This is a genomic window from Streptomyces sp. NPDC048462 (assembly GCF_043200175.1).
Classification (GTDB): Bacteria; Actinomycetota; Actinomycetes; order Streptomycetales; family Streptomycetaceae; genus Streptomyces.
On the sequence record NZ_JBICXG010000001.1, the window covers coordinates 13,567 to 38,099 of the forward strand.

Here is a 24,533-nt window from a genome sequence, read left to right on the forward strand (position 1 = left end):
GGGCCGCCGATGATTCCGGGCGAGATTCTCTACGCCGACGGACCCGTGCCGCTCAACGCGGGCCGGACCGTCACCCGTCTCACTGTCCTCAACGCCGCCGACCGGCCGGTCCAGGTCGGCTCGCACTACCACTTCTCCGAGGCCAACCCAGGTCTGGAGTTCGACCGGGCGGCAGCCCGCGGTCTGCGGCTGAACATCGCCGCCGGAACCGCTGTCCGCTTCGAGCCCGGCATACCCGTCGACATCGAACTCGTCCCCCTGGCCGGACGGCGGATCGTCCCCGGCCTGCGCGGCGAGACCGGAGGTGCTCTCGATGGCTGAACTCCATCGCGCCGTGTACGCGGACCTGTTCGGTCCCACCACCGGCGACCGGATCCGCCTCGCGGACACCGATCTGCTCGTCGAGATCGAGGAGGACCGCTGCGGCGGACCCGGACTCGCCGGCGACGAGGCGGTGTTCGGCGGCGGCAAGGTGATCCGCGAGTCCATGGGGCAGGCGCGCACCACCCGCGCCGAGGGCGCCCCCGACACGGTCGTCACCGGCGCCGTCATCATCGACCACTGGGGCATCGTCAAGGCGGACATCGGCATCCGCGACGGCCGGATCACCGGTATCGGCAAGGCCGGCAACCCGGACACCATGGACGGCGTCCATCCCGAGCTGGTCATCGGCCCGGAGACCGAGATCATCGCGGGCAACGGGAAGTTCATCACGGCCGGCGCCATCGACGCGCACGTGCACTTCATCTCGCCCACCCTCATGGACCAGGCGCTCTCCAGCGGCATCACGACGCTCGTGGGCGGCGGCACCGGACCGGCCGAGGGCAGCAAGGCCACCACCATCACCCCCGGCCCCTGGCACCTCGCCCGGATGTTCGCGGCGCTGGAGGCCTACCCCGTCAACATCGGGCTGCTCGGCAAGGGCAACACGATGTCCCGCGACGCCATGCACTCACAGCTGCGGGCCGGAGCACTCGGGTTCAAGATCCACGAGGACTGGGGGGCGACCCCGGCCGTCATCGACGCCTGCCTGGGAGTCTGCGAGGAGACCGGCGCCCAGCTGGCCATCCACACGGACACCCTCAACGAGGCCGGGTTCGTCGCCGACACCCTGGCCGCCATCGCCGGGCGCTCCATCCACGCCTACCACACCGAGGGGGCGGGCGGCGGGCACGCACCCGACATCATCAGCGTCGTCTCGGAGCCGTACGTCCTGCCCAGCTCCACCAACCCGACCCGGCCGCACACCGTCAACACCATCGACGAACACCTCGACATGCTGATGGTCTGCCACCACCTCAACCCGACGGTGCCGGAGGACCTGGCCTTCGCGGAATCGCGGATCCGGCCCTCCACCATCGCGGCGGAGGACATCCTCCACGACCTCGGCGCCATCTCGATCATCTCCTCCGACTCCCAGGCCATGGGCCGCATCGGCGAGGTCGTCCTGCGCACCTGGCAGACCGCGCACGTGATGAAGAGGCGCCGCGGCGCGCTGCCGGGCGACGGGCGCGCCGACAACCGCCGAGTCCGTCGCTATGTCGCCAAATACACCATCAACCCGGCGGTCGCCCAGGGCCTCGCCCAGGAGATCGGCTCCGTCGAGAGCGGCAAACTCGCCGATCTGGTGCTCTGGGAACCGGCGTTCTTCGGAGTGAAACCGCAGACCGTCATCAAGGGCGGCCAGATCGCGTACGCGCAGATGGGGGACGCCAACGCCTCCATCCCCACCCCGCAGCCCGTGCTGCCCCGGCCCATGTTCGGCGCCGTCGGCCGGGCCCCGTCCGCCAACTCCTTCAACTTCGTGGCCCAGGCAGCGATCGAGGACGGGCTCCCCGAGCGGCTCGCACTCGGGAAGCGGTTCGTCCCGATCACCAGCACCCGGGGGGTCGGCAAGGCCGACATGCGGGAGAACGACGCGATGCCACGGGTCGACGTCGACCCGGACAGCTTCGCCGTCACCATCGACGGCGAACCGGTCGAACCGGCACCCGCCGCCGAACTCCCCATGGCACAGCGCTACTTCCTCTTCTGACTCTTCTGAGAGCGGTCCATCGATGAGCCGTGCAGCCCTGCTCGTACTGGCCGACGGACGGTTCCCCGCCGGCGGCCACGCCCACTCCGGCGGCGCCGAGCCGGCCGTCGAGGCAGGGCGCATCCGCGACGCGGCGGACCTCGCGGCGTTCTGCCGAGGCCGCCTCCACACCACCGGGCTGACCGCCGCGGCACTCGCCGCGGCGGCCGCCCACGGGCACGACCCGCTCGCCCTCGACGAGGCCGCCGACGCGCGCACCCCCTCGCCCGCGCTGCGCGCGGTTGCCCGCAGGCTCGGCCGCCAGCTGATGCGGGCGGCGCGCGCCACCTGGCCCGGCGACGAACTCGAAGCGCTCGCACGGGCCAGGCCGCGCGGCGCCCATCAGCCCGTCGTACTGGGGCTCACCGCCCGCGCGGCAGGGCTGGGGCCCGAGGACGCCGCGTACTGCGTCGCCTACGAAGCGGTGAGCGGACCGGCCACGGCAGTGGTCCGGCTGCTCTCCCTCAACCCCTTCGACGCCACCGCCGTCCTCGCCCGGCTCGCCCCCGAACTCGACCACGTCGCCGGGCTGGCGGCCGCCGCCGCTCGCGGGAGCATCGACGAGCTGCCCGCCACGTCGGCCCCGCTGCTCGACATCGCCGCCGAGGCCCACGCCGCCCGGCCGGTCCGGCTGTTCGCCTCGTAACCCCGCCCGCACACCCGCTCGCCGCACCGAAACAGCACAGGAGCCGCACCATGCACCTCGACCACTCCCACTCCGGACCGGCCGCCGTCGGCGCCGACGCCGCACGCCCCGACGGCACCCGGCGGGCCCTGCGCATCGGTCTCGGCGGACCCGTCGGCTCCGGCAAGACGGCGACCGTGGCCGCGCTCTGCCGTACGCTGCGCGACCAGCTGTCCCTCGCGGTCGTCACCAACGACATCTACACCCGCGAGGACGCCGCGTTCCTGCTGCGCAACGCGGTACTGCCGCCCGAGCGGATCCAGGCCGTCGAGACCGGCGCCTGCCCGCACACCGCGATCCGCGACGACATCTCCGCCAACCTCGAAGCCGTCGAGGACCTGGAGGACGCGGTGGGACCGCTCGACCTGATCCTCGTCGAATCCGGTGGCGACAACCTCACCGCCACCTTCTCCAAGGGGCTCGTCGACGCCCAGATCTTCATCATCGACGTGGCGGGCGGCGACGACATCCCGCGCAAGGGCGGACCCGGCGTCACCACCTCCGACCTGCTCGTGATCAACAAGACCGACCTGGCACCCTACGTCGGCTCCGACCTCGACCGGATGGCCCGCGACGCCGCCGAGCAGCGGGGCGAACTCCCCGTCCTGCTCACCTCGCTCACCTCCGGCGAAGGCGTCGGGCCGGTGGCCGACTGGGTGCGGGGGCTGCTCGCCTCCTGGAACGCATGAGCGTCCGGGCCACCGCCCGCGTCACCGCCGTACGCGACGGACGCGGCGGCACCTCGCTGCCCGTCCTGGAGAGCGAGGGGCCCCTCGCCCCGCGGCGGACCAGGTCCCTGACGCCCGGATCGGCCCGCGTCACCGTCGTCGGCGCGATGAGCGGGCCGCTCGGCGGTGACCGGCTCGCCATCGAGGTCAGGGCCGAGCCGGGAGCCCGGCTCACCGTCGACTCGGCCGCGGCCACCGTCGCCCTGCCCGGTCCGGGGCCCGGCGACGTACCCGCCCACTACGAGGTACGGCTCACGGCGGGGGAGGAGGCCGCCATCGACTGGCTGCCGGAACAGCTCATCTGCGCCTACGGCAGCGAACTGGTCATGCGTACCACCGCCGAACTCGCCCCCACCGCGCGCCTGGTGCTGCGTGAGGAACAGATACTCGGCCGCCACGGCGAGACCACCGGCACCCTGTTCAGCAGGCTCACCGTGCGCCGCGCCGGGCGACCGCTCCTCGACCAGCAGACGGCCCACGGCCCCGGGGCCCCCGGCGGCTGGGACGGTCCGGCCGTGCTCGGCGGCCACCGCGCCGTCGGACAACTGCTCGTCGTGGATCCGTCGTTCGAGGACCGGGGACCGGGGAGCAGACTGCTGGGACCGACCGCCGTGCTCACCCGGCTCGCCGGCCCAGCCGTGCTGGTGACCGCGGTGGCCGCCGACGCGAGGGCACTGCGTGCCGTGCTGGACCGGGCGCGGGAGGAGCTGAAGACCGGCGAACCCGCCTGACTCACGGACCGTTCACCGCGTACGGTCGTACCGCTCCAGCCAGGCGTCCTCCGCCGCGTAGTCGAAGAGCCCCGTCCCGTAGGACCGAACCATGGCGGGGTAGGCCTCCGTCCAGTCGCGCCCGTCCAGCTGAGCGGTGATCCACTCGACGGTCTCCGGAAGCGACTCGGCATAGCCCGTCACCGGCCGGTAGCCGAGCTCCTGTTCGGCGGCCGTCATGTCGTACACGACGGGGTGCGGGGCGCCCCAGGGCGAATCGCCGACACCGTCGGGCGGGGCGGCGCCCGCAATCAGCACGGTCTCGGTCTCCCGCCCCAGCACCGCGTCGACCGCCTCGCCGATCTCCGCGACCGTCGGCGCCTGCGGGTCGGCGGCGTTGAGCACCCGGGAACCGGGCCGCAGGGCGGCCAGCCGGATCAGCTCGGCGGCGTTGGATGCGTGCAACGGGTGGAAGCGCGAGCTTCCGCCGTACGCCAGCACGCGCCGGGCGCGTCCGTCCAGAGCGCGCTTCACGAAGTAGAGCTCGCGCGGCGAGCGGCAGTACGGACCGTGCACCGCGCCCGCCCGCAGGAGTGTGACGGGCAGCGCGTCCCCCGCCGCGAGGAGATCCCGCTCCAGCCGGATCTTGCGGGTCCCGTACGTGGTCTTGCCCGGTGCGACGGTGGGCTGCGACTCGGGGATCGGCACCGGGTAGCACGGCGATCCGTCGGGTTCGCCCTGGGTGTCGAAACTGCGGCCGCGCTCGTCCTCGTACACCGCGCCGCTGGAGACGACGACGGCCGAACCGATCCGGCCCGCGAGGTCCGTCAGCTGCCGGGCGTGCTGCCCGCCGTACGCGACCATGTCGACCAGTACGTCGCAGCCGTCACCGAGCGCCGCGGCGAGCGCGCCCTCCTCCTCGCGGTCGAGCGCGACCGTGCGCACCCCCGCGTCCCAGCGGTCGTCACGGCCGCCGCCGCGCGAGGCCGCCGTCACCGTCCAGCCGTCCTCGACGAGCGAGCGCACCGCCGCCCGCCCGATCTGGCCCGTCGCTCCAAGCACCCATGCGTGTCCGTTGGTCATGCACCGCACGCTACGAGGGGTGCGCGGCCCTGACCAGCGGGGTTCACCGACCGCGAATCCGCCGTCAGCGTCGGATTTTCGGGAACTTTCCCGGGCGTTCCGCCTGCTCGGCGGCCTTCACCTTGGCCGCGTACTCGTCGACGTACTCCTGCCCCGAGAGGCCGAGGATCGCGTACATGATCTCGTCGGTGACCGCCCGGATCGCCGCCTTCTCGTCCTCGAGGCCGGCGTAACGGGAGAAGTCCAGCGGCTCGCCGAAGCGGATGGTGACCTGCTTGAGGCGCGGCACGACCTTGCCGGGAGGCTGGATCTCGAACGTGCCGACCATGGCGCAGGGCACCACCGGCACCTGCCCCCTGATGGCCATCACCGCGACCCCGACCTTGCCCTTGTAGAGCCGGCCGTCGTGCGAACGGGTGCCTTCCGGATAGATGCCCAGCAGCTCACCCCTGCTCAGCACGCCGAGCCCCTCACGGATCGCGGCCTGCCCCGCCTCCTTCCCCGACCGGTCCACCGGGATCTGACCGGCGCTCCGGAAGAACGCGGCGGTCAGCCGGCCCTTCACACCGGGGCCGGTGAAGTACTCGGCCTTCGCGAGGAAGGTGATGCGGCGCTTGATGATCGCGGGCATCAGGAAGTGGTCGGAGAACGACAGGTGATTGCCGGCGACGATCGCCGCCCCGTCCGCCGGGATGTGCTCCGTGCCCTCGATGACGGGGCGGAAGAACAGCCGCAGCAGCGGCCCCAGGACGACGTACTTGAGCAGGTAATAGAACACGGGGCGGCTCCCAGTTCGACTCCGCAGCTGCGTTTCGGCAGGTCAGTGGAGTTCTCGGCAGAGGACACCATATGCGCAGCTGTCGTCGCGTCTACCCGCCCCCGGGCGAGTCGATGCCGGCCCCTCGGCACCGGCTCCGGCACGCCGGACACGGCACCGCCCCCCGCCGGACATCCGACGGGGGGCGGTGGAGCGGACGTAGGGGTCAGGGCGCGGTGCCCCAGGAGAGCGTGCCGGTCACGTACACGCCGATCTTCGGTGCGTCGGCGTAGCCCGTGGCCGTCGAACGGCTGTAGTCGTCCGCCTCGTTGAAGTTGGACCAGTCGCTCTTGTTCAGCCGGAGCTGCATCTCACCCGTGGAGGCACCCGCGGCGAGCGTTCCGCTGCCGAAGCCGACCTCCAGGTAGTGGCTGGCACCGGCCGCCGTGCTGCCGGAGGACTTCACACCGTGGGTCAGGTTTCCGCAGCCGGTCACCGCGTAGTCGCACGCGGTGCCGAAGGTGGAGGCCCCGGCCTCGGGGGTGAACCAGTACCGCACCTTCACCGTGGAGAGGTCCACCGCCGTGCTGCCGGTGTTGACCAGTTGCAGGCCCATCCGGATCTGGTTGTCGGTGGCGGAGGAGTCGGTGTTCTTGTACTGGACCTTGAGCGCACCCGTTCCGGTGCCGCCGCCCGCCGAGGTGGTGGCGGACAGCGCGCCGGAGGCCGCCGACACGTTGCCGGCCGCGTCCTTGGCCTTGACGGTGTAGCTGTAGGCGGTCGAGGCCGTCAGGCCGGTGTCCGTGTACGAGGTGGTCGTGGTGGAGCCCACCTTCGCTCCGCCGCGGAACACGTCGTACCCGGTCACCCCGGTGTCATCGGTCGACGCGGTCCAGGACAGCGAGACGCTGCCGCTGGTCTTCGCCGTGACGGTCACTCCGGTGGGCGCGGTCGGCGCCTGGGTGTCGTCGTCATCGCCGCCACCGCCGGGCGTGCCGTCGAGCGCGGGGTAGGCGTTGCGGACGAGCTCCTGGAACTGCGCGGAGAACCAGTGGCCCGCCAGCGGGGAGTTCGGCAGCGCGCCGGTCAGGTTGTTGCCGTTGCGTCCGTTACCGGTGTACGTGGGGTCGCACATCCGGTCGAAGCCCTTGCCCTCGTCATTGTCGATGGGGGCGCTGTTGCCGTCCGACTCGCCCGGCGGCTTGGCCCAGACGTACGCGTCGATGCCGGGCTCCGGGGCGGTGGTGGGACGCTCACCGATGCCGGCGCCGCTCTGGTTGCACCAGTTGCCCGCGTGGATGCGCCGGTCGACCCGGCCGCCGTCGATGTAGGCGTCCACACTGGTCTGCGGCCCGGGGCCGACGGGCCGGCCGCTGCCGCCCCAGCCGTTGCGGGCCGTGTCGATCAGCATGCCGATGTTCGAGGCGAAGCCCTGGCTCACCAGCTCGGTGCGCAGCGCCTGGGCGAACGACAGCTCATCGGTGTAGTAGTTCCAGTCGATCCACTTGGACTGACGGACCTGAGCGCCGTTGACCGTGTCGGTGATCTTGAAGTTGGGCTCCTTGAGAGCCGAGTAGTTCGCCGTGTTCACGATGAAGCCCGTGACGTCGGAGACCGTGGCCCCCTCCGAGGTGGCGGCCTTCTTGAACTCCTGGGCGGCCGGGACGAAGTTGGAGTCCCAGCCCAGCCAGCCGTGGTGCGCGGCGTCGATGTAGTTGTACACGTTGGGAATGGCGCCGAGGGTGTGCAGCGCGTAGCCGACACCCTTCTCGTAGTTGCCGTTCGCCTTCATCGTCGCGCAGGCCTCGGTGGAACCGGCCGAACCGCCCGCGTTGGTGACGATGTTGGGCAGCGAGTCGGGCTCGATGATCGTGACGATGCGCAGGTTCGCGTACGCCGGGTCGGCGAGGATCTCGGAGATCGGGTCGATGTACTCGTCCTTGTACCGGTCGAGTTCGGTCGGTCCGAGCTCGCCGTTGGACGCCAGCGCGGCACAGTCCCGTCCCGGCAGGTCGTAGATGACGACCTGGAACAGGTTGGCCCCCTGGTCCAGAGCCGTGTCGAGGTGCTCGCGCAGGCTCTTCGCCTGGGCCGAACCCTCGATGGCCGCGATGCGGTCCATCCAGACGAATCCCGGCTCGTCGGCGATGGCACTGCCACCCGGCTCGGCCGCCGCCTTGGCGGACCAGTCGGGGTTCACGTATGCCGTGGCGCCCACATAGGGGTTGTCGACCCGGGCCGCCGCCGAGGCGGGGGCGGGGACGGCGACCGCCAGTGCCGCGCCCATGGCCAGGGCGGAGAGCGCGGCCAGTCTTCGGCGTAGCCCGTGCGTGATGGTGCCTCTGGTTCTCATTGCGGCTCCGTGCTCCTCTCGTACGTCCGGGGAGGTTCCCCGCAGACGGTTCGTGGGGGTGTTGCAGGGGGCGGGCCCGGTGGTCGGGGCGCGGCATCCCGTCGGTGGTGAGCGGTGGTGCCCCGATGGCGGGTACGGCGGGGCGGATGGGCGACCCGCCATCGGGAGTCGGGGAGTGGCGGGGCTCGGTCGGCGGCGCATTACTCTGCCGGGCAGCGCGGAACGGGCCGGGGGCGCGGCTGCGCCCCGGAGCGCCCGTCTCGTCGCCCGGTATCGGGGGAGAAGGGAGGGGGTGGAGTGTGCAAGTCTTGATTGTGGGAGCGCTCCCAAAGTGGCGTGGTGATACGCACCTGTCAAGACTTAAATCGCAACTGCCTTACGGGTGCGTAAACTCGGCCACACGTTGAACGAGCCCTGTGCGAAGCCCTGTTGGCGATCATCGGGCAGGTGCGCCGGAGCCGGCGGGAGGTATTCGCAATCGCGTCGAGGCAGCTTCGCGGAGCCTCCGGGGCGGGTGCGGCAAGGCTCGGGGCGGATGCGTTCCGTGACGGAGCGGGCACTGGCGTGGGATGCGCGCCGGCGCCGGGGCACCCCGGATCGCGCCGCCGGACGCCTGCGTGCCGGGCGCGGGGCGGCGCCGCACGGTCATCGGGCGGCAGGGGGAGTAACGCCAGCCCGGGGGCCTGGAGTGGCGGGGTGGCGGTGACGGGTCGCGCGGCGGTCGGATCCCGGATCGCGCGGTACGCGAGGGCTCGGGTGCCGCCGGTTGAGGCCCGCGTACGCGTCGGCCCAGTGCGCACAGCGCGCCACGCAGAGTGACGGAAGCCGGTCCGGTGCCCGCGGGGGGCGCGCCGGCGAGGCGTCCTCGCGCGGGCCGATCCGCGTGCGCGATGGCGTACACGGCGCGGCTGCTTGTCATGGTGGCGGCGCCGGGATGGGCTGGCCCCCGCAGCCACGAGTCACTGATCCGCCCCGCAGCCACAGGTGGGCTGATCCGCCCCCACCGCAGCCACGAGCCACTCATCCCCGGAGCCCGACATGCGCGTGCGCGCCGCCCTTGCCACCGCCGTCCCCGCCGCCCTTGCTACGGCCCTGCTGTCCCTCGGTGCGGTCGTGCCCGCCGCGGCCGCACATTCCCCGGCGCAGGACCCGGGGATCCTCCTCACCGTCTCCGGCAGCGAGAACACCTGGATCCGGGGGGTCGTCCTGCACTGTCCGCCCGCCCCCGAGGACCGGCACCCCGACGCGGCCGGCGCCTGCGCGGCCCTCGACGCGGCCGGAGGGGACTTCGACGCGCTCGCCGGCGAGCCGCGCCCGTGCACCTACGAGTACGACCCGGTGACCGTCACCGCCGAGGGCACCGGGCAGAGCGGGGCCGTCGACTGGCGGCACACGTACCCCAACGCATGCGGGATGGACGCGGCCACCGGCCCGGTGTTCCGCTTCTGAGCCTCTCGGCGGGGGCCGGGCTGCCCCGCCCGCCTCAGGTCTCGCGGGTGGCGACCATTCCGATCGTGATCAGCCCCAGCACCACCCAGCCGAACCAGAGCCAGCCGTTGCTCCCCAGCGCCACCGTGTACCCGGTCACCGTCACCAGGGCCCCTACGGTGAGCACTCCCATGGTCTTCGTCGATCCGGACATGCGCGCACGCTCCTCGTCGGCCGCGCGGCCGTTGCCCCCATCGTCCCCCGGAAGGCGGGTCCGCCGCTACTGTCCGCGCGCCTGCAACGAGGCGAGATACGCGTTGTAGGCGTGGAGCTCCTGGTCACCGTCGCGGTCCGCCGCCCGGTCCGAACGCTTCGCCGTCCGCTGATCCGAGCGGTACCACTGGAAGACCAGGGCGAGCAGCACCAGCACCGACGGGATCTCGCTGAACGCCCAGGCGATGCCGCCCGCCGCGTTCTGGTCGGACAGGGCGTCGATGCCCAGGGAGGCCGCCGGGTTCTTGTACACCTCGACCATGGGCTGGGAGGCCATCATCAGCGCGATGCCGAAGAACGCGTGGAACGGCATCCCGGCGAACAGCTCCAGCATCCGCAGCAGATAGCCGGGGCGGTGCGGGCCCGGGTCGATGCCCATGATCGGCCAGAAGAAGACCAGGCCGACACCGAGGAAGTGGACCATCATCGCGAGGTGCCCGGCCGTCGAACCCATCAGGAAGTCGAACAGCGGCGAGAAGTACAGGCCGTACAGGCTGGCGATGAACAGCGGGATGGTGAACACCGGATGCGTGATGACCTTCATGTACCGGCTGTGCAGCAGCATCAGGAGCAGCTCGCGCGGCCCCTTCCTGCCACGCGCCGCGACCGGCAGCGCACGCAGCGCGAGCGTCACGGGCGCACCCAGCAGCAGCAGGATCGGCGACAGCATGCTGATCACCATGTGCTGCACCATGTGCACGCTGAACATGGCCATGCCGTAGTCGTTGAGCTTGGTGCACATCACCAGGGCGATGCTCAGCACGCCGATGACGAAGAAGACGGTCCGGTTGACCGGCCACCCGTCCCCGCGTCTGCGCAGCCGTGCCACCGCGTATCCGTACAGCAGCACGGCGAGCACGCAGCCGATCAGGAAGATCGGGTCCGCGGAGAACTGGAGCCCGCGTCCCAGCGTGAACGGCGGCAGATCCATGTTCATGCCGTGCCCGCTGTGATCCATCTGTTCACTCCTGATGGGGGCGCCGGGACGTCCCCGTTTCGTGCCGGTTGTCCCGACCAGAGTAGAACTGCCCCCGGCCGCGGTTGCGGCCGGGGGCAGTCCTCAGACGGTGGTGTCGCTCAGAGCACGCACTCGGCCTCGGCGTACCGCTCGGCCGGGACCGTCTTCAGGGTCTCCACGGCTTCCGCGAGCGGGACCATGGTGATGTCCGTGCCGCGCAGCGCCGTCATCATGCCGAACTCGCCGCGGTGCGCCGCCTCCACCGCGTGCCAGCCGAAGCGGGTCGCCAGGACCCGGTCGTACGCGGTCGGCGTCCCGCCGCGCTGGACGTGGCCGAGGATGACGGGGCGGGCCTCCTTGCCCAGACGCTGCTCCAGCTCGATGGAGAGCTGGGTCGCCACGCCCGCGAAGCGCTCGTGCCCGTAGATGTCCTTGACGCCGGACTGGAACTCCATGGAGCCCTCGCGCGGCTTCGCGCCCTCGGCGACCACGACGATCGCGAACTTCTTGCCGGCCGAGAAGCGCCGGCCGACCAGCTCGGTCAGCTCGTCGATGTCGAAGGGGCGCTCGGGGACCACGACGGCGTGCGCACCGGCGGCCATGCCCGAGTGCAGGGCGATCCAGCCGGTGTGACGGCCCATGACCTCGACGATCATGACCCGCTGGTGGGACTCGGCGGTGGTCTTCAGCCGGTCGAGGGCCTCGGTGGCCACGCCGACGGCGGTGTCGAAACCGAAGGTCACGTCGGTGGAGGCGATGTCGTTGTCGATCGTCTTCGGTACGCCGACGATCGGCAGCCCCGCCTCGGACAGCAGGTTCGCCGCCTTCAGCGTGCCCTCGCCGCCGATCGGGATGATCGCGTCGAGACCGAGGTCCCTGACGTGGCCCCTGGCCTGCTCCACGCCTCCGCGCAGGTGCGCGGGCTGGACCCGGGAGGAGCCGAGGATCGTGCCGCCGCGGGCGAGGATGCCGCCGACCGCGTCGAGGTCGAGCTTGCGGTAGTCGCACTCCAGGAGGCCCCGCCACCCGTCGTGGAAGCCGATGACCTCGTCACCGTGGTCGACCACCGCACGGTGGACGACGGAACGGATGACCGCATTGAGGCCGGGGCAGTCGCCGCCGGAGGTGAGCACACCAATTCGCATTGCCCGGGAAACCTTTGCAACGTGGACCGACGACCGGACCACGTCGTCCGGCTGGAATCCCGCCACCCTACCGGCGCAGGGTGGCGGGACCGAACCGGGCGTCCGCCTGCTGGACTCCGCTCAGCTGAGCGAATTTCGCCTCATCAGACGGGCTGTGTCGCGGACGCGATCCGTTCGGCGCGCAGCGCCTCGTACCAGCGGTCGTCGGTCGGCGGCAGTGCGTTCACATCGAGCGCCAGCTTCAGCAGCAGGTCCGCGATCAGCGGGTTGCGCGCCATCACGGGCCCGTGCATGTACGTACCGAACACGGTGTCGTTGTACGCGCCCTCGGTGCCGTCCCCGGTGCCGTTGCCCCGGCCGAACTGCACCCGGGCGAACGGGCGTGCCGTCGGGCCGAGATGGGTGACGCCCTGGTGGTTCTCGAAGCCGGTCAGCGGCGGCAGCCCGAGGTGCGGGTCGATGTCCCCGAGCACGTCGCCCACGCACCGGTCGCCCTCGCCGCGGGTGGAGACCACGTCGAGGAGCCCGAGACCCTGCTCGCGCTCACCGAGGTCGTTGACGAACTCGTGGCCGAGGATCTGGTAGCCGGCGCAGACCGAGAAGATGATCGCGCCGTTGGACGCGGCCCGGCTGAGACCGCCGTCACGGCGCAGCCGCTCCGCGGCGAGCCGCTGCGGACGGTCCTCACCGCCGCCGATCAGATAGATGTCGCCGGACGTGGGAACCGGCTGGTCGCTGCGCACGTCGACGCGCGACACGTCGAGGCCGCGCTGGCGGGCCCGGCGCTCCACCACCAGGGCGTTGCCCTGGTCGCCGTAGGTGCTCAGCAGGTCCGGGTAGACCCACACCAGCCGCAGGCTGTTGTTGCTCATGCTTCGTCCTCTCCGGAGGGGGCCGGGGCCGGGGTCAGTTGCCGACACGACGGCGCAGATCCTGGAAGGCGGTGTAGTTGGCGATGACCTCGATGCGGCCGGGCGGTGCCTGGTGCACGGCCTCGTCGAGGTTCTCGCAGACCCGGAAGTCGAGACCGGCCACTTCGAGCCGGACCGCGAGGTCGAGCTTGCGGTCGCCGAGCACGAAGATCGGGTGACCCGCGAGCTGGGTGTAGTCCACGTCCCACAGCCAGGAGGTGTCCGTGCCGTCGGCGCCGCGCGCGTTGACGGAGAGGATCACGGGGGTGGGCGGCGGGTCGATCAGCGAGAACGTCTCCAGCCAGCCGGCCGGGTTCTTCGCCAGCAGGAGCCGCAGCTCGCGGTTGAGGAAGGTGACGACGTCGTAGCGGCCCGCGACGGCCTGTACGTGGTACATCCGCTCCAGGGCGACCTGGGGCGGCACCCCGAAGACGGCGGCCACGGCGGCCGAGCTGGTGGCGTTGGCCTTGTTGGCGCGGCCGGGCAGCTGGAGGTGGATCGGCCAGGCCGAACCGTGCGGGTCCAGGACGTAGTCGCCGTGCAGCACCCAGCTGGGGGGCGGCCGGCGGAAACCGCACTCGCCGCAGAACCAGTCGTCGCCGGGGCGCTGCATCACACCGCCGCAGGACGGGCAGGACCAGGCATCGTCCTTCCACGCCTGCCCGGCCGCGACCCACACCACGTTGGGGGAGGAGGAGGCCGCCCAGACGATCAGCGGGTCGTCGGCGTTGGCGATGATCACGGCCTTCGAGCCGGACAGCCCCTCGCGCCACTTCTCGGCGAGCATCCGGGTCTCCGCCGCCCGGTCCAGCTGGTCGCGGGAGAGGTTCAGCAGCGCGATCACCTTGGGTGTGGTGTCGCGCGCGACGCCTGCGAGGTACTTCTCGTCCACCTCGATCACGCCGTACTGCGCGTCCGAGCCGCCGGCCAGGGCCGAGGTGATGCCCGCGGGCATGTTGGCGCCGAGCGCGTTCGACACGACCGGGCCCGCGGCCCGCAGTGCCTCGGCGATCAGCCGGGTCGTGGTCGTCTTGCCGTTGGTCGCCGACACCAGGATCACGTCCAGGTGCTGTGCCAGCCGCCCGAGCAGGTCGGGGTCGAGCTTGAGCGCCACCCGGCCGCCGATCACCGATCCGCTGCCCCGCCCGGCTGCCCGCGACACCGCCGCAGCGGCCTTGCCCGCCGTCACGGCCAGCTTGGCCCGCGGCGACAACGGCTCCGTGTTGCCTGCCATCGTCCTAGATCCTCCTTGCATCGGTCCGCGCCCAGCCTATCGATGTCCGGCGCGGCGGAGGCACGGCGGCACCGCTCGGGGCGTGGAGTTCCGGTGGAATGTGGGGCGCGTGGCGTACCACCGGCGCGAAATTCCCGTATACGGGCGGCTCGGGAGGGGGCCGGCGTCTCGCGGCCGGGGCCTTCGTCCGGTCCGGTGGCGTCGTGCTGCCGCACGGAGCGGGGCGACGCGGGCCGGTGCCGGACCGTGCGATCCGGACAGTGCCGCACCGAGCGGGCAGGAACTGACTTCGCGTCATGCCGCGCCGCCCGCGCCCGCTCTCCGTGGCACGGGGGCGACGTCACGCGTGACCGAGGTCACTCCGTTTCAGGCGGCGGGCGTCCCCGGGGACGCCGGGACGGGCCCGGCTGCGTCGAGCGGGCCCCGGCCGTAGAGGTCCCGCACCCAGGTGTCCTGGTAGACGGTGTCGAGATAGCGCTCGCCCAGGTCGGGTGCCACGGCCACCGCTGTGAGCTCCCGTGCCCCCTGCCGGTCCAGCCAGTCGACCGCGCCGCTCACCACCGTGCCCGTCGAGCCGCCGAAGAGGAAGCCCCGTCCGGCCAGCCGGCGGCAGGCACGGATCGTGTCCGCCTCCTCGACCCGGACCACCTCGTCCACGTACGACTCGTCCAGCAGCGGCGGACGCATGCTCATGCCCAGCCCCGGGATCATCCTGCGGCCGGGTGCGCCGCCGAACGCCATCGAGCCGACGGTGTCCACCGCGACGATCCGCACCGGCAGGCGCAGGTCCCGGAAGTAGCGTGCGCAGCCCATCAGGGTTCCGGTCGTCCCCGCGCCGACGAACAGGACGTCCAGTTCGGGGAACGAACGGGCGATCTCCGGCGCCGTCGTCAGGTAGTGCGCCCGCCAGTTGGCCGGGTTGGAGTACTGGCTCAGCCACACGCACCGTTCGTCGGCGGCGCAGAGGCTCCGGACGTAGTCGAGGCGGGCGCCGAGGAAGCCGCCGTTGGCCTCCTCACCGGCCACGCTGCGCACCTCGCTGCCCAGTGCCTCCATCAGCAGCCGCGTCGTGAGGTTGCAGCGTGAGTCCGTCACGCAGATGAACCGGTATCCCTTGCTCGCCGCGATCATGCTCAGCGCGACGCCGAGGTTCCCGGACGAGGACTCGACCAGTACGGAATCGGCCTTCAGCGAGCCGCCGCGCTCGGCGGCCGCCACCATCTCGGCGGCCGCCTTGAGCTTGATCGAGCCGGCGAAGTTGAAACCCTCGCACTTGAGGAGCAGCGAGCGTCCGAAGACAGGCTCCACATCGACGTAGAGATCCTCCTCGTTGAAGTCCTGGGGAACGGATATGACCGACACGACTAACTCCTCCTCCGGGCGGTGTGCTGTCCGTGCTGCGGGGGTGCTCCCGTCACCCGTACCGGCGGCGTTCGTGGAAGAAGTCGTCCACGGTCCGAAGCTCGCCCGAGCGGTCCACCTCGTCGTAGACATAGGCGCCGACCGCGAGGTCGAGCACGCCGAGACCGAAGGGCGAGAACACCGCGGGCCGGTCCGCCGGGACGTCCACCCGCCCCGCCATGACGTCGTCGAGCGTGCCGTCCACGAACTTCCGGTTGCCCGTGAGCTGTTCGGTCAGATGGGGGGAGGTGTTGGCCCTGAGGCAGTGCTCGATGTCGTCCACGACGTTGGTGGAGGCCAGCAGGACGGACGGGGCGAGGTCCCGCAGCGACACGTGGAGCACCACGGGGTTGTGGTCGAACCACGCCGGGTCGCTGACGTGCGGGGATCCGGCCACGGTCGCGAAGACCACGAGATCGCTCGTGCGGATGAGCTCTTGCGGATCCTGGTGCACGGTGACGGCCGCGGCGCTGCCGGACTGTTCCACGTACACGCGGAATCCGGCCGCGCTGTCCGCGGACACGTCGTACACCCCGATGTCGTCGAACGACCAGCCGGAGCCTTCGAGGTAGGTGTGGATGTACCGGGCGATCAGGCCGGTTCCGAAGAACCCGACGCGGGTCGGCCGGGGCCGGCCGCGGCTGAGCCGGTCGGCGGCCGACGCCGCCGATGCCGCCGTCCTCGTCGCGCTGATGATCGAGCTCTCCAGGCAGGCGAACGGGTATCCGGTGTCCGGGTCGTTGAGGATCAGCACGGCCGAGGCCCGGGGCACGCCCGCATCCACGTTGCCGGGGAAGCTGGCGATCCACTTCAGTCCGTCCACCCTCGATTCCCCTCCCAGCGAGGCGGGCAGCGCGATCATCCTGGCGGTCGGGCGGTCCGGGAAGCGCAGGAACGAGGAGGGCGGGTTCACCGTCCGGCCCGCGCCGTGCAGCCGGTAGGCCGCCTCGACCACGTCCACGATGTCCTTCTCGCGCCCCTCCAGGGCGCGCCGGACCTGGCCGCCGGGGATCACCGCGAACGAGGGCACGGTGATGTCGCCGGGTGCGGTGCAACCGTTCGTGCGGTCTCGGGCGGTGTTCATCGCTGCACCGTCCCGGCCGTCGGCGAGCAGGTGTCCAGCCGGCTGGGCGAGGCCATCGCGACGACCACGTCGCGCGGTCCCTCGTAGGCCTCCCGGCTGTGCGCGGTGCGGATGTTGTCGACGAGCAGCAGATCGCCCGCCTGCCACGGCAGGCGTACGGAGTGGTCCGCGTAGACGGATTCGATGAGCCGGACGGCCTCCTCGTCGAGTGGCTCGCCGTCGCCGTAGCGGGTGTTGAACGGCAGTCCCGCGGGCCCGTACTCGTCGATCAGGTACTCCCGCACCTCGGGCGCGAGCGTCCATTCGTTGAGGAAGGCGATCTGGTTGAACCAGCAGCGCCGTCCGTCGGCCGGGTGGCGCACCACCGCGCTGCGGCGCTGCGTGGTGCGCAGTCCGCCTTCTGGCTGCCAGTCCCAGTCGATGGCGTGGGCGCGGCAGTAGCTCTCCACGGCGTCGCGGTCGGCGGTGCCGAACGCCTCGGACACGGTGGCCCCGATCTCGTCGTTGTAGCTGCGGTCCAGCAGCCAGCCCTCCCGCTCGAACCGCTCGACGAGGTCGCGGGGCAGGGCGTCGAGTACGGCCGCCGCGTCGGCCAGGCAGATGGCTCCGCCGCTGGTGGGCCCGGTGAGACAGGCGAAGAGCAGCAGTCCGGGGAAGCCGAGCGTGTAGCTCAGCTCGTGGTGCATGCACATCGGCTGGTTCGGGGGCCAGGGAGACGCGGAGTGCACTCCGGGGGCGTAGGTCTCCCTGGGTGCGAAGGCCTCCCGCTCCGTCACCGGTTCGACGGCCAGGTGCGCCAGGACCGCCGCGACGTCGGCCGTGTCGAGGAGCCCCAGGCCGCGGATCAGGACCGCGCCGTGCGCGAGGAGTTCGGCGCGCAGCCGTTCGCGCGCACCGGCGGCCCAGCGGGCCGGGTCCTGGGTGTCCGGGACCCGCAGCACCGGGGGCCGGCCGGGGTGGTCGGACTCCGTTTCCGGGGCGAGCGGTGAGGTTGTCGTTTCGGGTGTGGTGGTTGTTTCGATGGAGGTCATGTCACTCTCCTCGAGGTGGTGATCGGTTCACCGGGCAGCGCGTTCGTCCACGAGCGCGGCCAGATCGGTCAGTACGGGGTGGCGGACGAGGTCCTTGAGCGAGACCTCCCGGTCCAGGGAGATCACGACGCCGACCGCCGACAGCGAGGTGCCGCCCCGGTCGAAGAAGTTGTCCCGCCGTCCCAGCCGGTCCTGCGGGACGCCGAGCGCCCGGGACCAGGCCGCTGCCAGCCGCCGCTCGGTGCGGGTGCGGGGGAGGGCCTCGCTCCCGGGGTCGCCGGGTGGTCCGGACTCCGCCGCGATGCGGGTCAGTTCGGCCCGGTCGATCTTTCCGTTCGCGGTCAGTGGCAGGGCCTCCCGCCAGTGGACGGCGGCCGGAACCATGTACGCGGGCAGGGTCTCGGCGAGGCGTTCGGCGACGGAGCCGGCCGGCAACGGCTGTGTGCCGCTGCAGAAGGCGATCAGCCGCCTCGCCCGGCCTGCCGCCTCTCCGGTGACCACGACGGCGCCGTCGCGCACGCCGGGGACCGCCAGCAGCGCGTTCTCTATCTCGCCGGTCTCGATGCGGAAGCCGCGTATCTTCACCTGGTTGTCCCGGCGGCCGAGGAATTCCAGCTGTCCGTCGGGGAGCCAGCGGCCGTAGTCCCCGCTCAGGTGCAGCCGCTCCCCGGGGCGGTACGGATCGGGCAGGAAGGCGGCCCGGGTCCGCTCCGGGTCGTTGATGTATCCGCGGCCCACGCAGATCCCGGAGAACGCGATCGCGCCGGTGGCGCCCAGCGGCACCGGGCTCCGGTGCTCGTCGAGCAGATACATGCGCACGTTGCCGACCGGGCGCCCGATCGGCACCCCGTCGGATTCCGGGACCCGGTGCATGACCGCGTGGGTGGTGTCGTCGGACGTCTCGGTCAGCCCGTAGGCGTTGACGAGCCCTGTTGCGGGGCGGGCCCTGAACCAGCGCCGGACGAGGTCCTTCTTCAGGGCCTCGCCGGTGACCGACAGGCAGCGCAGGTCGGGCAGTTCGCGCGGGCGCCGTTCCAGGAGGGCCAGGACGGCGTCGAGGTAGGACGGCACCACCTGGACCACGCCCGCCCGGCCGTCGGCCAGCGTGTCGAGGAAGCGCGGGACGTCCAGGACGTCCTCCTGGCCGACCAGCAGGGTGGTTCCGCCGGTGAGCAGGGGGCAGAGCAGCTGCCACAGCGAGATGTCGAAGCACTGGGGGGCGGTCTGGGCGACCACGTCCGACTCGCCGATCCCCAGGTCGTCGATCTTCGCGAGGAGATGGTTGAGCAGGCCGCCGTGCTCCACCATCGCGCCCTTCGGCTCGCCGGTGGAGCCGGAGGTGAAGAAGACGTAGGCCAGATCGCCGGCGCCGACCGGGACTCCGCAATCGGCGTCGGAGCCGGTGTGGGTGCCGGTGCCGGACTCGGTGCCTCCGGGACGGGGCTCGCAGAGCGGGCCGATGAGCAACGTCCGTACGTCCGGCAGGGAGTTCAGGGCGTGGTCGAGAGTCGTGGTGCTGCCGGACTCGGTGAGCACGAGGCGGCAGCCGGCGCGGGTGAGCACGGCGCCGATGCGCCCGGCGGGGAAGTGGGGGTCGACGGGGAGGTAGACGCCGCCGGACTTGAGGATCGCGAGGACGGCGGCCATCCATTCCAGGCTCCGCTCGGCCACCAGGGCGACGACCCCTTCCCTGGTCAGCCCCGCGTCCAGCAGGGCGTGTGCCAGCCGGTTGGCACGGGTGTTGAGCTCGCGGTACGTCCACCGCCGGTCGCCGTGGACCGCCGCGACGCTGTCCGGATGAGTGCGTACCCGCTGTTCGAACAGCTCGTGGAAGCGGAGGCCGGGCAGCTCCCGGTACGGCCCCGCGAGCCCGTCGAGCTGCAGGCGGAGTTCGCCGGGCGACAGGAGGCTCTGCCGGCCGTGCTCCGCCTCGGGGTCGGCGGCGATCAGCCGCAGCGCGGTGAGGTGGTAGCCGGCGATCCGGGTGGCGGCCTCCTCGTCGAGCGCCTCGGTCCGGTAGCGCAGCCGCAGTACGGTCCGGCCGTCGCGGCGCGGGAACCCGACGCTGAAGACGGTGTCCGGCGCCATTTCGCCGCCGCCGGCCGGATCGAAGACCGCCTCCGGCACCGCGGTGGGCAGCCGCAGTTCCCGGCCGAGGGCCTCCGCCGGGAACTGCCGGTGGGCCAGCAGCTCCGCCTCGGTGCGATCCGCGTGGCGCAGGAGGGCCCGCCAGGACGCGGAACCGGTCGTCAGCCGGCAGAGCAACGGCCCGGCGCCCGCGGCGGGGACGTACCCCGTCGTGACACCGGCTTCGCCGGACAGCGCCGCGAGGACCCTCGCATGGGCGGCCAGCAGCGGCGCGGTGGGCGAGAGACCCAGCGACCGAGCCAGCGCGTTCAACTCCGTGACCAGGGCGTCCGGGACGGCTTCCTCGACCATCGCGGTGCCCGCCGCCGGGCTGCGCGTCCACCTCGGGACGGCGGTGGACCCGCCGGCGGTCAGCACCTCGCGCCAGTACTCGGCAGCGGTCCGTGCGGGCGTGTTCATCGTGTCGCCTCCTCGCTCCGGGCGCTGCCCGGCCGGATCTGGTGTGCGGGGTTTCCGCCCCACAGCGCGTCCTGGGGGACCGACTCGCCCTTCATCAGGAAGGAGTCCGGAGCGAGGGCGGCCCCGTCGTCGATCGTCACGCCGTAGTGCACGAAGGCGCCGACGCCGAGCGTGCAGTGCGAGCCGATCGTGGTGGTGGCGGACTTGAAGGTGCCGTCCTCCTGCGAGTGGCACTGGACGACGCTGCCGGCGTTGAGCGTGGCGTGGTCCCCGATGGTGACCATCGTGCGTTCCGTCAGATAGCAGCCGTCGTCGAAGACCTCGCGCCCGATCCGGACGCCGAGCGAACGCCAGATGAGACTCTTGAACGGTGTCCCGTCGAAGATCCGGAGGTACGTCTCGGACGGCACCTTCCAGAAGCGTTCGCGCCGCCAGAAGCGCAGGTCGTAGATCGAGCAGAACAGCGGGCCCGGCGCGTGGAACACCGTGACGAGGCGTTCGACGAGGACGAAGTACCCGGCGCTGACGACGACGAGGAGCACATTGCCCAGCGCGACGGCCGAGGCGCCCACCGAGGTGTAGAGCTCCGCGGCACCCGACATCACCAGGGTGACCACGAAGGCGTAGAACCACCGCACCAGCAGGTACAGCCCCATGGAGGCGGCATTGTGCCTGTTCTTGGCCGCCAGGCCGCTGCTCAGGGTCTCGCCGCTCTTCATACGGTCGAAGCTGCTGTCGCGCCGGACCGACCGGGGGATCTCGAAGCTGGGCGAGCCGAGGAGACCGACGCCCTCCCGCGTCCGCCCGTCGACCGGGACCATGACCTTGGTCGCCAGCAGACAGTTGTCCCCGACCCTGCTCCGCGCCGGGAAGGCGATCCTGTTGCCGAGGAAGCTGTGTGCCCCGATGGCGGCCCGGGACACGCGGAACGAGGTGCTGGAGAACTCGGCGTTGTTGATCGACAGCCCGTCGGCCACCATCGTGCCCGTCCCGACCGAGCTCAGGTACGGCGTCTCGTGCTTGACCTCGGTACCGAAGTTCGAACCGGTCTGCTTGACCCGGGAGAGGTCGTAACCGAGCAGGCGCAGGTAGGGGACGATGCCGGAGCTGTCACCGAACAGGCGGGTGAGGAAGCGCCGGTTGGTCAGCAGGGTGATCGCGCGGTGCACCCCGTAGTGGAAGCCGTAGAGCGGATAGACCTTGTCCGGTTCGATGGTGCGGCTGAGCAGCCGGGGCACGGTGGCGAGCAGCAGGAAGGCGAGCGGCACGATCACGAAGAGCAGCACGAACGAGGCAGCGAGGGTGTCGCGGTAGAAGGCCCAGGTGGTGAGGACGGTGGGCCCCGGGTCCAGCACCGCCGAGAGCTGCGGCGCCCCGGCGAGCAGCATGCCGAGGCCGCCGACGGCCAGCGGGAGGTACACCAGGAGCGCGCTCAGCAACTGGGTGCCGCTGTGGATTGCCCGGCGCAGGGTGCCGCAGGCCGCAGGTCCCACCACCTGGTACTCCGCTCCGGCGGGCTGGGCCGGCGAACCGTGCCAGTGCTCGCCTGCCGGTACGGACTGGCCCCGGTGCAGGGCGGACGCGTGGGCCAGGCGGGCGCCGTCGCCCATGGACGTCCCGATGTCGAGCACCGAGGCCTCGGCGACGACGACGTCCCTGCCGAGGGTCACGGTGCCGGTCTGGATCAGCCCGTCATGGGCGCGGTAGCAGGAGAGGAACGAGTCCTTGCGGATGACGGAGGAGTCCCCGACGGTGAGCAGGTCGGTGCAGAGGGGCACGTTGCGGGAGAAGATCACCACGCCCTTCCCGATCCTCGCGCCCAGCGCCCTGAGGTAGAGCGTGTACAGCGGCGATCCGGCGAACAGGACGAGCGGGTCGGCGCGGACGAGTGTCCGCACGATCCAGAACCGGACGTACGCCAGGCTCCAGATGCGGATCTCCTGGGGCCTCCAGCGCCCGACGAGCACCCATTTCGCGGCGATCGGCAGCACCGAGAGCCCCAGCAGGGCCCCGGCGCCGAACACGACCGAGCGGAGGTAGCCCGAGAGCACGCCGGACCCGGCGGATATCCACTCGTAGCCCCGGACGGTGATGAAGGCGATGAGGCACGAGTAGGCGACGAAGGACAGCAGCTGGAGCGCCCCGCACAGGCGGTACCGCGCCCGGCCCGCGGGGGCCGGCGGCGCGGGAGCGGAGCCCCTGCCCGCCGAAGGCGCGGCGGCGGGCAGGGGCTCCGCGGGCGAAGGGGCCGCGGCGGGGGAGGGGGGCGCGGCGGGGGCCAGGGCGGACGCCAGTCCGCCGGCCGTGGGGTGCGCGTAGACGTCCCGCATCGAGACCGCCGGCAGGTCCGCGCGCTTCCTCACCCGTGCGCAGAAATGGGCCATCATCAGGGAGTCGGCGCCCAGGTCGTCGAAGAAGTGACTGTCCGCCGTCACCCGGTCGAGGTGCAGGACATCCGCGAGAACGTCCGCGAACTCCGCTTCGGTACTCCGGGGGACGACAGCGGCGCCGTCGTGGGGCGCGTCCTCCCGGAGGTCCGGTGGCAGTGTGGCGACTCGCTTTCCTGGCATGGGGGCTCCCTGCGCGGCGATGGGTCACTGGTGACGCACGGTGACGCGACCCGTGGCGGGCTGCTCGCGGTGCCGAATGGGCCCGATGCGAGCGGCGCTCGGTGGCTCTATGAGGAATTCGAGGCCGAAGAAGGGGCGGATTGCCCTATATGGAAGAAATCTCATAATTTCGCCCATGGATACGCAAGCATGGTCGTTTCCGCACCGGGAATCGGCTGTGCGTTCGATGCCGCTCCGGACCGTACGATGGCCGCCATGCGAAACCGCCCGATCCCCGGCAGTTCCGGACTCGTCCGGCCCATGGGCCTGCTCGGTGACCCCGTGCTGCACGGGGCCTGCGAGGCCGTCACGGACTTCGGGCCCTCACTGGCCCGCCTGGTCGAGGACATGTACGCCACGATGTACGCGGCGAACGGCGTCGGGCTCGCGGCCAACCAGGTCGGCGTTGCGCTGAGGGTGTTCGTCTACGACTGCCCCGACGACGAGGACGTCCGGCACCTGGGGCACCTCGTCAACCCCGTGCTCGTCGAGGCCGACGGGATCACCGTGCGGGGCCCGGAGGGCTGCCTCTCGCTGCCGGGCATCGAGGCCGGCACGCCCCGCTTCGACCACGCGGTCGTCGAGGGGGTCACGCTCGGGGGCGAGCCGGTGCGGGTCGGCGGCACCGGCTTCTTCGCCCGCTGCCTCCAGCACGAGTGCGACCACCTCGACGGCACCGTCTACACCGACCGGCTGACCGGCTTGCGGCGGACGCGGGCGCTGCGCGCGGCCCGCCGGGCGCCCTGGGGGCGGACCGGCTGACCGCGCGGCGTCGTTCGCGGCCTCAGAACCCGGGGCCGCCGGGGCGGTCGCCCGCCGCGGCGAGCCGGCCCCACAGCAGATCGGCCAGGCTGCTCACCAACTGGGCGCGCGAGCAGGGGCGTTCGCCCAGCCACCAGTCACCCGCCGCGTGCATCATGCCGACGATGCCGTGGCCCCAGATCCGGGCCATGACCTGGCTGTCCGGGCCGAGGTCCACCCGCTCGGCGATGACCGCGGCGAGCTCCTCGCCGAGCCGGCGCAGCAGCGGGGCCGAGTGGCGTCCCACGTCGAAGCCCTGCTCGGACGGGGGCGCCGCGTCGTCGGACGGATGCATCAGGAAGCGGTAGACCTGAGGGCGGGCCTCGATGGCGGCCAGATAGGTGTCGAGCGTCGCCTCGACCCGGGCGCGCCGGTCGGCGGGGGCGTCGAGTGCCGCACGCAGGGCGCTGAGCAGTGCGTCGGTGTGCCGTTTCGCGAGGGCGCGGTAGAGGCCGCCCTTGTCGCCGAAGTGCCGGTAGAGGATGGGCTTGGTGATGCCGGCCTCGGCCGCGATGGCGTTCATCGAGGCCCCGGGGCCGTCCCTGAGCACCACGCGGTCGGCGGCCTCGAGCAACTCGCGGCGGCGGCGCTCGGCCGCGGTCCGCTGTCGCTCGGCCTGTCGTGTGGTCTCCATGCTGTTTCTCCCACCCCTGGCCGTGCTTTTCCGTCCTGCCTGCGCAACGTAACACCCTGCCCAGCGGCGCGCGGATCTGCGGCTGAC

21 protein-coding genes are annotated in these 24,533 nt (G+C 71.9%); 7 read left to right on the forward strand and 14 right to left on the reverse strand.

The window, feature by feature from the left end:
• The first annotated feature begins 9 nt into the window (after positions 1 to 9).
• From ACGFU6_RS00045 to ACGFU6_RS00065, 5 genes are read left to right on the forward strand one after another with little or no spacing between them, the layout of a single operon-like run.
• Positions 10 to 321, forward strand: coding sequence for an urease subunit beta (locus tag ACGFU6_RS00045; RefSeq protein WP_073736202.1), 312 nt, complete (start codon positions 10 to 12; stop codon positions 319 to 321).
• Entirely contained in the window at positions 314 to 2,035 is a 1,722-nt protein-coding gene (locus tag ACGFU6_RS00050) for an urease subunit alpha (RefSeq protein ID WP_393607018.1), read from the forward strand. The genes ACGFU6_RS00045 and ACGFU6_RS00050 overlap by 8 nt, the downstream gene beginning before the upstream one ends.
• 22 nt (positions 2,036 to 2,057) lie before the next feature.
• Positions 2,058 to 2,720, forward strand: a complete 663-nt coding sequence (locus ACGFU6_RS00055) for an urease accessory protein UreF (protein ID WP_393607019.1) — start codon at positions 2,058 to 2,060, stop codon at positions 2,718 to 2,720.
• A 50-nt stretch (positions 2,721 to 2,770) separates the two neighbouring features.
• Entirely contained in the window at positions 2,771 to 3,448 is a 678-nt protein-coding gene (gene ureG / locus ACGFU6_RS00060) for an urease accessory protein UreG (RefSeq protein WP_393607021.1), read from the forward strand.
• On the forward strand, positions 3,445 to 4,218 hold the full coding sequence (locus ACGFU6_RS00065) for an urease accessory protein UreD (protein ID WP_393607023.1): 774 nt from the start codon (positions 3,445 to 3,447) through the stop codon (positions 4,216 to 4,218). The genes ureG and ACGFU6_RS00065 overlap by 4 nt, the downstream gene beginning before the upstream one ends.
• Positions 4,219 to 4,230: 12 nt before the next feature.
• On the opposite strand, the gene ACGFU6_RS00070 is transcribed toward ACGFU6_RS00065, so the two are convergent.
• The 3 genes from ACGFU6_RS00070 to ACGFU6_RS00080 form a co-directional block, all read right to left on the reverse strand.
• Entirely contained in the window at positions 4,231 to 5,280 is a 1,050-nt protein-coding gene (locus ACGFU6_RS00070; RefSeq protein WP_393607025.1) for an NAD-dependent epimerase/dehydratase family protein, read from the reverse strand.
• 64 nt (positions 5,281 to 5,344) lie between these two features.
• Positions 5,345 to 6,058, reverse strand: a complete 714-nt coding sequence (locus ACGFU6_RS00075; RefSeq protein ID WP_393607027.1) for a lysophospholipid acyltransferase family protein — start codon at positions 6,056 to 6,058, stop codon at positions 5,345 to 5,347.
• A gap of 205 nt (positions 6,059 to 6,263) precedes the next feature.
• Positions 6,264 to 8,390, reverse strand: a complete 2,127-nt coding sequence (locus ACGFU6_RS00080; RefSeq protein WP_393607029.1) for a glycoside hydrolase family 6 protein — start codon at positions 8,388 to 8,390, stop codon at positions 6,264 to 6,266.
• Positions 8,391 to 9,428: 1,038 nt separating this feature from the next.
• Between ACGFU6_RS00080 and ACGFU6_RS00085 the strand changes: the two genes are divergently transcribed.
• Positions 9,429 to 9,839 carry an SSI family serine proteinase inhibitor gene (locus ACGFU6_RS00085; protein ID WP_393607031.1) on the forward strand — a complete coding sequence of 137 codons (411 nt, stop codon included), beginning with the start codon at positions 9,429 to 9,431 and terminating at the stop codon, positions 9,837 to 9,839.
• A 34-nt stretch (positions 9,840 to 9,873) separates the two neighbouring features.
• On the opposite strand, the gene ACGFU6_RS00090 is transcribed toward ACGFU6_RS00085, so the two are convergent.
• From ACGFU6_RS00090 to ACGFU6_RS00135, 10 genes are all read right to left on the reverse strand, one after another.
• Positions 9,874 to 10,032: a hypothetical protein gene (locus ACGFU6_RS00090; RefSeq protein WP_037778359.1), complete on the reverse strand. Its 159-nt coding sequence runs from the start codon at positions 10,030 to 10,032 to the stop codon at positions 9,874 to 9,876.
• 66 nt (positions 10,033 to 10,098) lie between these two features.
• Positions 10,099 to 11,049, reverse strand: a complete 951-nt coding sequence (locus ACGFU6_RS00095) for a cytochrome c oxidase assembly protein (RefSeq protein WP_393607033.1) — start codon at positions 11,047 to 11,049, stop codon at positions 10,099 to 10,101.
• 119 nt (positions 11,050 to 11,168) lie between these two features.
• Positions 11,169 to 12,194 (reverse strand): 6-phosphofructokinase, encoded by a 1,026-nt coding sequence (locus ACGFU6_RS00100; RefSeq protein WP_123528581.1) that lies wholly within the window; start codon positions 12,192 to 12,194, stop codon positions 11,169 to 11,171.
• 143 nt (positions 12,195 to 12,337) lie between these two features.
• Positions 12,338 to 13,066 (reverse strand): type 1 glutamine amidotransferase, encoded by a 729-nt coding sequence (locus ACGFU6_RS00105; protein WP_024493336.1) that lies wholly within the window; start codon positions 13,064 to 13,066, stop codon positions 12,338 to 12,340.
• Between the two features lie 34 nt (positions 13,067 to 13,100).
• A complete protein-coding gene (locus ACGFU6_RS00110; protein ID WP_024493337.1) occupies positions 13,101 to 14,339 on the reverse strand; it encodes a MurT ligase domain-containing protein in 1,239 nt (412 codons plus the stop codon).
• A 366-nt stretch (positions 14,340 to 14,705) separates the two neighbouring features.
• The gene (gene sbnA, locus ACGFU6_RS00115; protein ID WP_393607036.1) at positions 14,706 to 15,701 is read right to left on the reverse strand and encodes a 2,3-diaminopropionate biosynthesis protein SbnA; all 996 of its coding nucleotides are present in this window, start codon (positions 15,699 to 15,701) and stop codon (positions 14,706 to 14,708) included.
• Positions 15,702 to 15,753: 52 nt separating this feature from the next.
• Positions 15,754 to 16,824: a 2,3-diaminopropionate biosynthesis protein SbnB gene (sbnB, locus tag ACGFU6_RS00120; RefSeq protein WP_393607038.1), complete on the reverse strand. Its 1,071-nt coding sequence runs from the start codon at positions 16,822 to 16,824 to the stop codon at positions 15,754 to 15,756.
• Complete coding sequence (locus ACGFU6_RS00125; protein WP_393607040.1) at positions 16,821 to 17,855, reverse strand: TauD/TfdA family dioxygenase; 1,035 nt, start codon at positions 17,853 to 17,855, stop codon at positions 16,821 to 16,823. The genes sbnB and ACGFU6_RS00125 overlap by 4 nt, the downstream gene beginning before the upstream one ends.
• A gap of 27 nt (positions 17,856 to 17,882) precedes the next feature.
• Complete coding sequence (locus ACGFU6_RS00130; RefSeq protein WP_393607042.1) at positions 17,883 to 20,402, reverse strand: amino acid adenylation domain-containing protein; 2,520 nt, start codon at positions 20,400 to 20,402, stop codon at positions 17,883 to 17,885.
• Positions 20,399 to 22,972, reverse strand: a complete 2,574-nt coding sequence (locus ACGFU6_RS00135) for a Pls/PosA family non-ribosomal peptide synthetase (protein ID WP_393607044.1) — start codon at positions 22,970 to 22,972, stop codon at positions 20,399 to 20,401. The genes ACGFU6_RS00130 and ACGFU6_RS00135 overlap by 4 nt, the downstream gene beginning before the upstream one ends.
• 246 nt (positions 22,973 to 23,218) lie before the next feature.
• Here ACGFU6_RS00135 and def point away from each other — a divergent pair, with 246 nt between their 5' ends.
• The gene (gene def, locus ACGFU6_RS00140; protein WP_393607046.1) at positions 23,219 to 23,773 is read left to right on the forward strand and encodes a peptide deformylase; all 555 of its coding nucleotides are present in this window, start codon (positions 23,219 to 23,221) and stop codon (positions 23,771 to 23,773) included.
• 22 nt (positions 23,774 to 23,795) lie between these two features.
• On the opposite strand, the gene ACGFU6_RS00145 is transcribed toward def, so the two are convergent.
• Positions 23,796 to 24,446 carry a TetR family transcriptional regulator gene (locus tag ACGFU6_RS00145; protein WP_393607048.1) on the reverse strand — a complete coding sequence of 217 codons (651 nt, stop codon included), beginning with the start codon at positions 24,444 to 24,446 and terminating at the stop codon, positions 23,796 to 23,798.
• Positions 24,447 to 24,533: the final 87 nt, after the last annotated feature.